The 11,925-nt window shown below is 33.2% G+C and carries 14 protein-coding genes and 1 pseudogene; 10 read left to right on the top strand and 5 right to left on the bottom strand.

All coding sequences use genetic code 11. From position 1 onward, the window contains the following. Positions 1–72 precede the first annotated feature (72 nt). Positions 73–276, top strand: a pseudogene (locus tag LA20249_RS03375) (ATP-binding cassette domain-containing protein); the annotation flags it as partial. Between the two features lie 104 nt (positions 277–380). Then, positions 381–1,628: an RNA-guided endonuclease InsQ/TnpB family protein gene (locus tag LA20249_RS03370; RefSeq protein ID WP_101836866.1), complete on the top strand. Its 1,248-nt coding sequence runs from the start codon at positions 381–383 to the stop codon at positions 1,626–1,628. 140 nt (positions 1,629–1,768) lie between these two features. Here the strand turns inward: LA20249_RS03370 and LA20249_RS03365 are convergent, their stop codons facing one another. Further along, complete coding sequence (locus LA20249_RS03365) at positions 1,769–4,477, bottom strand: Cna B-type domain-containing protein (RefSeq protein ID WP_057739802.1); 2,709 nt, start codon at positions 4,475–4,477, stop codon at positions 1,769–1,771. 197 nt (positions 4,478–4,674) lie between these two features. Then, positions 4,675–5,670 carry an SLAP domain-containing protein gene (locus LA20249_RS03360; protein ID WP_057739799.1) on the bottom strand — a complete coding sequence of 332 codons (996 nt, stop codon included), beginning with the start codon at positions 5,668–5,670 and terminating at the stop codon, positions 4,675–4,677. A 365-nt stretch (positions 5,671–6,035) separates the two neighbouring features. Here LA20249_RS03360 and LA20249_RS03355 point away from each other — a divergent pair, with 365 nt between their 5' ends. Then, positions 6,036–6,233 carry a hypothetical protein gene (locus LA20249_RS03355; RefSeq protein ID WP_057739798.1) on the top strand — a complete coding sequence of 66 codons (198 nt, stop codon included), beginning with the start codon at positions 6,036–6,038 and terminating at the stop codon, positions 6,231–6,233. A gap of 105 nt (positions 6,234–6,338) precedes the next feature. Here LA20249_RS03355 and LA20249_RS03350 read toward each other — a convergent pair whose 3' ends face one another. Next, entirely contained in the window at positions 6,339–7,562 is a 1,224-nt protein-coding gene (locus LA20249_RS03350; RefSeq protein WP_057739796.1) for a M20/M25/M40 family metallo-hydrolase, read from the bottom strand. A 94-nt stretch (positions 7,563–7,656) separates the two neighbouring features. Here LA20249_RS03350 and LA20249_RS11650 point away from each other — a divergent pair, with 94 nt between their 5' ends. Continuing rightward, entirely contained in the window at positions 7,657–7,830 is a 174-nt protein-coding gene (locus LA20249_RS11650; RefSeq protein ID WP_157054447.1) for a hypothetical protein, read from the top strand. 50 nt (positions 7,831–7,880) lie between these two features. On the opposite strand, the gene LA20249_RS03345 is transcribed toward LA20249_RS11650, so the two are convergent. Further along, complete coding sequence (locus tag LA20249_RS03345; protein WP_057739794.1) at positions 7,881–8,060, bottom strand: hypothetical protein; 180 nt, start codon at positions 8,058–8,060, stop codon at positions 7,881–7,883. A gap of 152 nt (positions 8,061–8,212) precedes the next feature. Here LA20249_RS03345 and LA20249_RS11965 point away from each other — a divergent pair, with 152 nt between their 5' ends. After that, positions 8,213–8,344 carry a hypothetical protein gene (locus LA20249_RS11965; protein WP_257790479.1) on the top strand — a complete coding sequence of 44 codons (132 nt, stop codon included), beginning with the start codon at positions 8,213–8,215 and terminating at the stop codon, positions 8,342–8,344. Positions 8,345–8,397: 53 nt separating this feature from the next. On the opposite strand, the gene LA20249_RS03340 is transcribed toward LA20249_RS11965, so the two are convergent. Further along, positions 8,398–8,904 carry an aminoacyl-tRNA deacylase gene (locus tag LA20249_RS03340; protein WP_057739792.1) on the bottom strand — a complete coding sequence of 169 codons (507 nt, stop codon included), beginning with the start codon at positions 8,902–8,904 and terminating at the stop codon, positions 8,398–8,400. Between the two features lie 161 nt (positions 8,905–9,065). Here LA20249_RS03340 and LA20249_RS03335 point away from each other — a divergent pair, with 161 nt between their 5' ends. From LA20249_RS03335 to LA20249_RS03315, 5 genes are all read left to right on the top strand, one after another. Then, on the top strand, positions 9,066–9,257 hold the full coding sequence (locus tag LA20249_RS03335) for a hypothetical protein (RefSeq protein ID WP_057739790.1): 192 nt from the start codon (positions 9,066–9,068) through the stop codon (positions 9,255–9,257). 144 nt (positions 9,258–9,401) lie between these two features. Beyond that, entirely contained in the window at positions 9,402–9,803 is a 402-nt protein-coding gene (locus tag LA20249_RS03330) for a hypothetical protein (RefSeq protein WP_057739788.1), read from the top strand. Between the two features lie 64 nt (positions 9,804–9,867). After that, positions 9,868–10,785 carry a 50S ribosomal protein L11 methyltransferase gene (gene prmA / locus LA20249_RS03325; protein WP_057739786.1) on the top strand — a complete coding sequence of 306 codons (918 nt, stop codon included), beginning with the start codon at positions 9,868–9,870 and terminating at the stop codon, positions 10,783–10,785. After that, positions 10,766–11,515 (top strand): RsmE family RNA methyltransferase, encoded by a 750-nt coding sequence (locus tag LA20249_RS03320; RefSeq protein ID WP_057739784.1) that lies wholly within the window; start codon positions 10,766–10,768, stop codon positions 11,513–11,515. The genes prmA and LA20249_RS03320 overlap by 20 nt, the downstream gene beginning before the upstream one ends. 11 nt (positions 11,516–11,526) lie before the next feature. Then, the gene (locus LA20249_RS03315; protein ID WP_057739782.1) at positions 11,527–11,868 is read left to right on the top strand and encodes a hypothetical protein; all 342 of its coding nucleotides are present in this window, start codon (positions 11,527–11,529) and stop codon (positions 11,866–11,868) included. Positions 11,869–11,925 lie beyond the last annotated feature (57 nt).

Genomic DNA, 11,925 nt, shown 5'->3' with positions numbered 1-11,925 from the left:
GCTAGGTAGTAGGCATTCAGTTGGTATAATGATTTACATCAAGACGCATTACTTAATAGGGAGATTAAAAACATGATTGAAATTGATGATCTATCTAAGAATTACGGCGAGAAAAAGGCTTTGCAGAATTTATCTTTAAAAATTCCTGAAGGACAGATTTTTGGCTTTTTGGGACACAATGGAGCTGGGAAATCGACTACTTTAAAAAGTTTAGTCAGTATATTACAACCTAGTAGTGGTTCTATTACAGTTGATGGATTAGATTTAATAAAGAACTGGCGGAAATCCCCTGACTTTAGTCAGGGGATGGATAGCCATCTTTTTTGTTGTTACCAGAACATATGTTCTGGTATACTTATACCACATAGGTGGTGAACGATTTGAAGTCAATGTCTGAGCTTGAATATCACTATGGAATTAAAGTACGTATTTACCCAAGTTATAAGCAAAAAGAATTAATAAAATTAAATTCTAATATCAGTCGAACTATCTATAATAAATTGGTTGGAATAGATAGAGAAGTCTATCATCTAAGCAAAATTGGGCTGCCAATAAAGATAGTTCAAACACGTATTGATGAATTGAAAAGACGTAAAAAGATCCGTGAATTATCTAATCATTACCAATATATGGAAGACAAAAGAATTGATAGTTTAGCCAAAGCTAATGCCGTTCAAAATTATTTGAAGGCATGGCAAATGTTTCGAGAGGTCCATAAAGCTGGAGTTCCGAAATTTCATAAGAAAGGATATTTTGAGAAATATCAGACTAATTGTCAGTATCCTAAAAAAGCTAAAATGAATATTTATTCTGGTTCAGTTAGATTTTTGGATAACAAACATATTCAAGTACCAAAGCTTGGCAAACTTAGAATAAAGGGACAACATAAAAGAATATTTGATCATAAGACAGATATAAGAATCGGTACCGTCACTGTTAATAAAGATGCTTGTAACAGATACTTTGTCTCACTTCAATTGGGTTCTGATACACCATTCGTTTCAGAAAAGATTAAAACTGGGACAAGTATCGGAATTGATCTGAATACTGAGAATTTCTTAACAACAAGTAATAATGTTGTCTTTAGTAATCCAAGGTTTTATCGAAGAGTCAAAAAGAGATTAGCTAAAGAACAACGAACACTATCTAGACGAGGCACTCGTGCCAAGTCCGAAAAAAGAAAACTTAGGACTTCAAAGAACTATCAAAAGCAAAGACTACTAGTGTCCCAATTAAGTACTAAGATTAAAAATCAACGGCACAACTTCTTGAATAAATTGTCTACTACACTCATCAATAACCACGATTTAGTAGTAGCTGAAGAATTGAGAAGTTCCAATTTATTAAAAAATCATGCTTTAGCGATGTCAATCTCTGATGTTGGATGGAGAACCTTTTTGTCGATGTTAACCTATAAAGCTGATTTATACGGTAAGACATTTATAACAATCAATCCAAAAAACACCACCCAGACGTGTTCCACGTGTGGACACGTCATGAGTGGTGACAATAAGTTGACTTTATCTGATAGACAATGGGATTGTCCAATATGTAAAGCTCATCATAGCAGAGATCATAATGCGGCTATCAATATACTGAACAAGGGTCTACTAACCATAACCCAGTAGATAATAAGTCCGTTTGGCAACTTGCGGACTAAAAAGGCATTGGTAATTAGCATGTAAGACGTATTCGTCAAGTGGCGTGTATCTATGCAAATTGTAGCTGGTAGATAGACAGTTTATGTATCACCTACAAGCCACTGACTTTAGTCAGTGGTAGTTGACATTCTTTTTTTAGTTTTAAAAATAAGTAATCCAAGGATCATTAGGCCAATTAAAGGGTAAAACCATTTTGATTTTTGATTGCCAGTTTGCGGTAATTTAGTAGTGTCATAAGGTAGTTTTGGAACCATTGGATCAGGATCAAAATTTCTTGTTTTATCAGTATTTGGCGTCAATGATTTAGTCGGAATAACTGAATTAGAATTCTTACTGGTATTGGTACTTGTATTTGGCACATTTGGAATGATTGGTGTGTCAGGAACAAGAGAAGTATCAGGATCTGGGTCACGTTCTACAGATGGTGTGTCTGGATGTGGTTCTGTTGGTGTTTTATCAGATGTACTAGGTGTTTCTGGTTGGGGATTGTCTGGGTTGTTTGGTGTAGGTGTTGTTCCATTAGAATCGGACTTTAAAGTATTAGTAATTGTAATATGATTGTCGTCAATCTTATCTACATTAGTAGTGTATTTGGTATCGGTATTGAGTTCTTTGGCTGAATAATCGACATTTTTATCCAAATTAGTCCAAGTATATGTCCAATTGTTATCTTTATCAGGAGTGATTTTAACAATGTCTCCCTGAGGATTCCCATTAGCTAGCAGCTGAACTTGAATAGATTTTGGTCGATTGGCATTATTGTCGTCGTGCCATTTTTTAGTAACAGTAAAATCTTTAGTTTTATCAGTTTCAGTATCAGTAGAGGAGTCTTTCTTTTTGATGTTGGTAATAGTTTCTATAGTTTTATCATTATTAAAACTATTAGAAACAGTATAGCCAGTGGGTGTGTCAATCTCTTTAGCAAGATAATTGAGTTCCTTATCGTTTTTATCATATTTAGGCAATTGATTAGTTGAATCATCTTTATTTTCAGTATTAGAATTTGTGCCAAATGAGTAGCTCCAATTATTTTGAGAATTCAAAGTAACTGGATCACCAACTTTTGTATAATCCTTTTTTTCATCATTAGAATAGTAAGAGTACAGCTGAACTTTAACAGATTCTGGACGACTTAGCTTGTCATCATTTTTCCATTCTTTTTTGACAGTTAATGAAGTTGCTAAAGTATTGATAATAGTTTGATCTTGGGGATTGCCATTGTTAGCATATTGAGTTTTTATGTAACCTTTTGGAATAGTATTAGTTTGCTTACCGTCGTAACCTATTTCAGAAACGTACCAATTATCATTTTCTACATAAGGTAAATCGGTATACGTATATGTCCAATTGTTAGCATCGCTTAGATTAATGGACTTAGTACTACCAGCTTGATTTTTATCATCAAAGAGGTGAACCAAGACGCTATCTGGTCTGGTACCTTGGGCGTTGTTGCCATCGTGCCAAATCTTAGTGACTTTAAATGTTTCAGAAGGATAGTTAGTTATATCATAATTTGTGGAATTGTATACGGGTGTAAAACCTTTGATAGGTTCTTCTTTAACGGTATATTGATAAAGATTTCCCTGTGAATCATATTTTGGTTGATTGCGAAAAATATATTGCCAATTACTGTCTGCGGAAACTTTTTGTTGTACAACGTCTTCGTATTCATCTTTTTCATTGTTGCGACGAAGTAAGTGAACTGTGATTGACTTTGGTAATGTGACACCAGAAGGTACGGACCAAGTTTTTTGACCTAATGGAGAGATGAGTATACCGCTGGTGCTAGCTGAACCACCGATTGAAGTGGTGGAATCATTAACAGTAATATTTTGTTCAATCTTAGTACCAGAAAGTAAGTCTCCTGAATTAGAGTAGTTGTCGGAGAGATTATCATAGTTAGTTATTTTGGTGTAATAACTAATATTTATCGGCTGACTAATGTCTCCTAAATCAATACTAAAACTTTTATTGTCATCACCATAGGTAACTTTGGCATTAGTATATTGATTTTCCTTATCATTTGTTACCGAACCATCAGTTTCCAGTGTAGCTGAATTTACTTTTATACTATTTGCTATCAAGTCCTGATTTTCACCGATAAAATCTCTATAGCTAGCTTTTGAAATTTTTTCACCAGAATAATTGATTTCCACATTCCAGAGAATTTTATCTTTATCAAAGCTACCATATTTATAAAGTATGGTATTGTCATTTTGATTATTTGATGGTGGAGTGACCGTGGCCGAAGTAGTGGAGTCTGGGTTGTTTATAACGGACTTATCCAGATTCCAATCGATATTAACATTTTGATTAGCTGTAATTAAATTCTTATTCCAATTTGTTTTTAAACTGATCCAACCTGTAACGTTGCTAGTTTTAGATTTAGTGGCAGCGTAGTTATTGAAGGTAACAGTAATAATACGACTAGTTTTATCTAGTGTAATGGTGGCAATTTCATTGCCATTTTTATCTTTAAGTGTTTTGGAATTAACGATATTATTCGTGATAGTAAATTGCTTAGGTACAGTAATCTTCATTGTATCGCCATTATTTATTTTTTGATTATTGGTAGAAAATTCCCAGTTGGCATAAATATCCTCATATAATCCAAAGGAATTCTTGACCTCCCCGTTAGCATCTTGCAATTGAGCCTTAGTAATGAATTGATTTCCCCAATCCTTAGAGGTATCAACTGTACCAGTTTCTGATAAGTTTCCTGAACCTTGCGCTTCGATCATATTTGTCGAGCCAGTCATAAAAATTGAAGCAATTATGATTAGTAGACTAAATATGTTCTTTCCCTTTTTAAACATATTATAATCTCCCTCATTTGATAACCTTGATTTCCTTAATTAAGGTTTATAGAATTATTTTACTACTAAATTCATAGATTTAATTATATTTAAATATATAAAAAATCCCTCTATGAAGGTCAGATGAGTTTATATTGTTCATCTAACGAACATAAAAGGATTATTGTAATTTGTTAATACCGTAAAAAATAAAATTATTAATTATTTAGATTTGTAGCAAATTCAGGCTCGCTAACAGCAACGCTTGGCACTGTATCAGAATCTCCATATGACATTGAGACGTTAGAATCGAGCAATAACCATTCATTAGTGGAAACTTTTCCCCAGAATTGGTTATTTTTATTGCGAACAACTTTATTGAATTTCCATGAAGAGCCCGCAGGTAAGCTTCTGGTCATAGAATTAGTTTCTGTATTATATACGGCTTGACTACTTTTTAGATTTGCTACCAAAGAGTAACTCTTGATGGGAACATTTGATACCCACTGATTAGTGGCAACACGATAATAAGTTACATTGTACATAGTCTTCGTACGATCTGCTTTCCATGATGAGTAAGCTGGTAATGTTTTGCCAGTATAATTACCATTATCATCTACAATTCGGGAAGCATTATTTAAAGTAATGACAGTGTTTATTGATGTGCCAGAGGTTGAATTTATTATAACGTTTCCAGCTAGAACGTATTCATTAGTTGCCACTTGGTAGTATGCATTACCATTTATGTTTACTAGTTGACCCAGTTTCCATGAGGAACTTGCAGGTAAGACTACTCCATTAAAGTTTCCATTGATATCAAATACTTTACCAGCAGTATTTAAAGTACCAACTTGATTAGGGACAGCAGGCTTGATGACACTACTTGTAGTAGGAAGTCCATCTGTTAGAGTAATATGATCGGAACTGATATATTTATTTGTAGCTACTTCATAATACCTTGATCCATTAATAAGAACAGATTTGCCTAACTTCCAAGATGATTTTCCTGAAAGATAGAGACTTGTTTGATTGCCGTTTGCATCAACTGTATAAGCCCCACCATAGTCGACAGTTCCAATGGGGGTTTTAATACTGTCAACTGTTGTAGTAGCAGCTTGTACAGAAGCCTCAGGTTCGTATGAAGCGTTATTCAAAACACTTGGAGCAATTAAAACAGCCAGTGTAGATGCTAACAAAATCTTATTCTTTTTCATTTCAAAATATCTCCTTAAAACAAATTATATTCAATATATATAGTACTAAGTTAGCTACTCTAATATTAACTTTTGTCTTAAAAGGAGCATTCTTTGTCATTATCGTAACATTTTTGTAACAAACGATAATTGTCTTGGATTATGCATAATGAAATTAGTATTTATATGGATTAATATTGTCATTTGTAAAGAGAATCCTAAGATAATAAGGAAAAACGTTCAAGATTATTGTAAGCGATTACCAAGAAGAGCATAATGGAATTGTGAAAATTTGGAATTTAAAGGGGAGAGGAATAAGTTTAATTGCTTGTTTTCTTTGATTCAATTATACGGATTCAATCTAAAAAAGATTAGGGGGTTCCATAATGAGTAAAGTGGATATAGTAGTAGCTATTTTATTTATAATTATTGGTATATGGCAAATCTTTATTAGTGTTAAGTATTTTAAGTATTTGAAACAAAATGCCAATAAAGATACGTCACGATTCGTTTTGCTAGCAGTCTGGTCATCTTTTATAATTGGATTATTTTTGTTTGTTATTGGAATATCAGCCTTCTTTTAAATTCTAAAATGAGAGTCAATTGATTCTGACTCTCATTTTTTTGTGACTAATAACAAAAACTGCGAAACCATATCAAACGGCTCGCAGTCAATTTAAAAATATATCTTATTCAGCAAAGTACTTTTCAGCAATAGTCTTATAAATCTCAATGTATTGCAAGTAGTCATCTTCAAAGACAAATTCGTTGATCTGATGGGCACTTTCATTACCAGGACCAGCAACGACAACGTCCAAGTCGTGATTTGCCTGAACGAACTTAGAAGCATCAGTACCACCAGGTGCACCAACGGTTAAAATATTGACACCTAACACCGCTTTATAGCTATCACGCACTAAATTAATGAAATCTGAGTTAATATCAGTTTTAACTGGCCAATTGCTGCTTTCTAAATCAAACTCCAAATTCATCTTTGGATCCTCTTGGTTCATTTGAGCAATTAAATTTTTTAATTCACTAATGATTTTATCATTGCCGTATTCAGGAATTGTTCTGATCTTAACGGTCATTGCAGCGTAATCAGGAATAGTGTTTTCTTGTTCGCCAGCATTTAAAACGGTGACAGAAGGTTTAGTCGTACCCAAGATATCGTCTTCAACGCTGACTAAATTTTTAAAGTATTCGTTTTGCTTATTATAATAGGAAATTAAATTATCAAGAGCATTGATTCCGACCTCAGGCATAGAACTATGGGCGGCTTTACCATGTGAGATAACTTTGTAAGTAACAGATCCCTTGTGGGCACAAAAGGCGGCCATCCGAGTTTCTGGTTTAGCACCATTAGTTTCGACTAAACCGTGATTGATCAATTGATCCATTACTAAACGTGATGAAGAATTACTTGGTTCACCAACAATTAAAGCACTTAAGTCATCAGTGAAACCTTCCTTAGCAAGTTTTTCAGCACCGAGTTCGCCGATTTCTTCACCAACAGTAGCGATGAATTTAATGTTTCCATTGAAGTCAGGATCATCGTTTAATTCAATCAAAGCAATAGCTAAACCAGCTAAGCCGCCTTTCATATCAGAAGAGCCGCGACCAAAGATTTTGCCGTCAATATGCTTAGGGTTGAAAGAACCGTAGTTCCATTTACTGTCGTCAACCGTTCCGACTACATCTTCGTGTCCAGTGAAACCTAGGTATGGTTCATCAGTATTTTTAAGTGTGGCAATTAAGTTATAACGATTATCGTCATATTTATTTAATTCCGTTTTGATACCATGCTTTTCAAAGAGATCCTTGAGATAATTAGCAACAATTTCCTCATTGCCATTAACAGTTTCCAGTTTGATCAAATCATCTAGAATACTGAGTCTTTGTGCTTTGTCCATTTTTAATCCTCCAAGATAATGTATAATATTCATAATAATCACTTACTATTTTAGTATTCTTTGTCAGAAAATAATAATAAAAGGAATGTATATAATGAAGTTATTGATGAAAATTGATCTTTGGCTAGGGATTTTGTTACTAGTCGTGGCCGTTTTGGGATTTATCTTTAAATGGTTCAGTAATTCCAATTTGATTTCAGCCGCAGTGGCAGGGGCAGTTTTACTGTTAATTGCAGCTACGTCTGATGTTGATAAAGTAAGAAAATGAAAAAATACTAGTGTGAGCCATTCAGAATGGTCATTACACTAGTATTATTTTTAATTAACTTTTTTACGTCCCTCAGGAGTATATTTACCTTTTTGATGTTTTTTATATAAGTAATAAATGCCACCCACAATTGCTAGAATCACAATCAACGGTAAAATTAGATGAATGAAGATTCCAAATAGTAGAAGGGCAATGAAGAAGCCTAAAACGTATTTCCAAATGTTGTTCATTTATTTCTCCTTTTTATTGTATAGTAATTTTTATTCATTATGCTAAAAAAGTCAAGCAAGACAATTTCATTGACTTTTTAACTTTAAGAACGTAGTATAACTGTTAATCGCTACCTCTCAGATATACGGAACATAAAGGAGGCGTGAATAATATGAAATATAGAATTCTTTTAGATATGAAGGATCAATTATTCACAGCAGTTGATGTTAATAATAGTAATCGCTATGGCAACGGTACTACCATTGAAAAAGCTATCGCTAATTTAAAACAAAAAGCTGCATAATATTTGTATTAAAACTAGTCGAGATGATTAATATAGTCATCTCGGCTTTTTTATTACTCTGGATTATCAACGGCAAAGTCACCGAATTTAGCATCGACTACTTTGGCTAGGTCATGTGGCTCTACTAAAAGCGATTGACCAATTTTTCCAGCTGAGACAATAATTTTCTCGGCCTCATCAGCTTCTCTTGAAAAGTAAATGGGGTAATTATGAAGTGAACGAATTCCGACAGGACTGTTAGCGCCATGTTCGAAACCGCTAGTCTTAACAAGGTCCTTGAGAGGAATCATGCCCACTTTTTTATTACCAGAGATTTTAGCTAATTTTTTATAACTAAGATGTTTGTCTAAAGGAAGCATTCCCACTAACGGACCAGTTTTATTACCAGTTAAGACTAATGTCTTATAAATTTTGTAGCCGTTACGGCTAGTTTTATCAGTTACGATTTCTTGGGTATCACCATCAGCCTCAGTTTCAAAAGTCATTGGTTGATAAGTGACCTTTTTCTTATAAAGAATTTTTTCAACTAAAGTTTTTTGTATTTTCTTTTTTTTACTCATTTTCTTCACCAATCCCTAAAACTTAACTCTTACTTAGTATATAATAACAAAGCTATCAATTTTTGAAAGTAAACAGAAATTGTTGGCATGAAAATATTTTTAGTAATTTTTTATATTGGTATATAATTATGGAGTTACAACAGGATAAGGAGCGAATTATAATGAGTTTTTTTAAAAAACATCAAGAAGATCCTGCCGAAAATGATTTTAGTAAAATTTCACAAGAAATTAAGAACAGTCCAAAAAAATTATCTGAGGCTCAAAAATTATTTAAAAACGATGAATCTTTACGCAAGAAAGTTATTGATGGAAAAACGCATCCGGGAAAAGATAATGAAATTAAGGATAATTAGCAGAAAGTATTAGTCTTTATAGAGAGGATTATTTCATTTATATGAAATAGTCTTTTTTTTATTAATTTGATTATTAATTAAAACTAATGCTTTTCATAAATAAAAACATATGGTATTATATAAAAAACGAAATGAGGTGGATTTATGGGAAAAATCAATGGTAAGAATCACTTATTAGAAACAAACTTTTTGTTAGAAAGATTTTTGATTTATCGAGAAGTTTTTTCAGAACATTTTAAGACGATGAAGGTTATTGAACGCGGGGAAGCCTTACGTTACGAAACTTATTCTCGATTGGCGGATAATTATACAGTTAATGTGCATCAATTTGTTCGAATGTGTAATAAGTATTTAGAGAAGTATAATTTAGAAAATAGTTCATTAGCTGACAGTTTAAATCAATACCTTATGGAAGTGATCAGTGCCATCAATTGTTTGGACTTTGATAAAAACCTCATTGATCACCGCCAACTTGAAAAAGCTAAAGAAAAAATTAGATCTACAGAACTTCAATTTATGAGTACAATTGGAAATTTAGCAAAATAAGACGTTGAAACGTCTTTTTTTTATGCGCAAATTTTAGTAATCTTATTACTAATGGAGGAACGTTATGATTTGGAAAAAAATTACTGTCGAAATACCGAACAATTTCGATCCAGAGATTATTTCTGATATTTTTATGCGCATTGGTGCTAACGGTACAGAAATGGTAGATGATGAAAATAAATCAGTTAAGACAAAGATAAATTCTTACTTTGATGAAAATAATTACAGCGAAGAGATTTTAAACAATTTGCGAAAACAAATTAAAGCTTTACCACAATATGGTTTCGATATTACTGGTGTTGAAATTGATGTGAGTGATTTAGATGATAATAATTGGCAAACTGAGTGGGAGAAGTATTATCATCCCGTTAAGATCAGTCGCTATTTGACTGTTGTACCTAATTGGGTAAACTATCAGCCTAAATATCCAGATGAACATACAATTGTTATGGACCCGGGCAAGTCCTTTGGTACCGGGACTCATCCGACAACTTATTCGTGTATGCAAGCTCTGGAGCTAATCTTAGGCGATGCGAAGTCCTTATATGACGTTGGAACGGGTTCAGGAATTCTTTCGATACAAGCCCGTCAATTGGGAGTCAGAGATATTAAAGCCTATGATCTTGATCCAGTTGCTGTAGCAGCCGCTAAGGAGAATATTCAATTGAATCCAGGTTGTGAGGATATTGAAGTTTATGAAAACTCTTTACTAGATGGTGTCAGTGGTAAGGTGGATGTCATCGTGGCCAATATGTTGGCTGATGTAATCTTGAAATTTATTCCCCAAATTGATTCGCATTTAAATGATAATGGATTTGTTGTTTTGTCTGGTATTATTAATGAGAAGGAACAATTGATCACTGAAAAAATGGCAGAAATCGGCTTTATTGTCTTAGAAGTCTTCCATTTGAAAGGCTGGTCAACTTTGATTTGTAGAAGAAAAGAGGAATTCGAGGCAGAAGATGGAGCAATACTTCGTTAAAAAAGTTATCGATCAATCGAAATTTGTGATCGATGATTTAGAGAGTTATAAGCATATTGTTAAAGTTTTACGTCATAAAGTTGGAGATACAATTTATTTAGTAGATTCGACACAAACTTTATTTGTAGCAAAAATTTCAGAGATTGATAATGATGCTTCAAATTTAACCGTCGTAGTAGATAAGGATGAGCGCACAACGACTGAAATGCCATTAGGCGTTACGATCGCCTGTTCTTTGTCGAAAAAAGACAAAGTTGAATGGATTACGCAAAAGGCTACAGAATTAGGTGCTAAAAAAATTATCTTTTTTGATTCAAAGTATTCAATTATGCATTGGAAGAAGAATGTAGTTGAGAAGAAATTAATGCGACTACAGGAAATTGCTAAAAATGCGGCGCAACAATCTAAACGTCGACTAATTCCTGACGTAATTTATTTGGATAAGTTAGATAAATTGATCGAGGAAAAGGAAGCTACTAATTTGGTGGCTTATGAGGAATCGGCTAAGCAGGGTGAAATTAGTCAACTCGCTCAAGCTATTCAAGAAGAGCCTACTTCTATTATGTGTACCTTTGGACCCGAAGGTGGATTCGCTTTTGATGAAGTAGAGTTTTTGAATCAAAATGGTTTTTTGTCAGTCGGCTTGGGACCTCGAATAATGCGAGCAGAAACGGCACCCATGTACTTCCTATCCGTGCTATCATATAAGTATGAACTAACAGTAAAATGAGGAAATAGAACGTGAAAAATATTTGGAAAATGATTGAAAAGTCAAAAACGACTTATCTTGCTTTAATCTCTATTGTTTTAGTTTTTATTATGCCAATCCTATTTAATTTATTTCATTTAGGAAGAACTAATCGAATTATTTGGCTATTCTTTATTATCAATCTTTTATTTGCTGGTTTTATTGGATGGTTTACAAGAAAATATGAGTTATCTTTTTATAATTTAGTGATTTTTCCGGTGATATTTGTGATTAGTGTCTTCATTAAATATGGCAGATATGGTTACTTTTTAGCCGGAATCTATCTGGTTTTGAGTATCTTGATTTATTTCTTATTTCAAGATGAAGAGAAATAATTGAAATTTAAGAACGAACCAATCATAATGATATATAAATTTAAAAAGCACTCATTG

This window comes from Companilactobacillus alimentarius DSM 20249, assembly GCF_002849895.1.
Taxonomy (GTDB): domain Bacteria; phylum Bacillota; class Bacilli; order Lactobacillales; family Lactobacillaceae; genus Companilactobacillus; species Companilactobacillus alimentarius.
The sequence above is the reverse complement of the archived record's forward strand: the minus strand, read 5'-3'. Positions and strand labels throughout refer to the sequence as shown.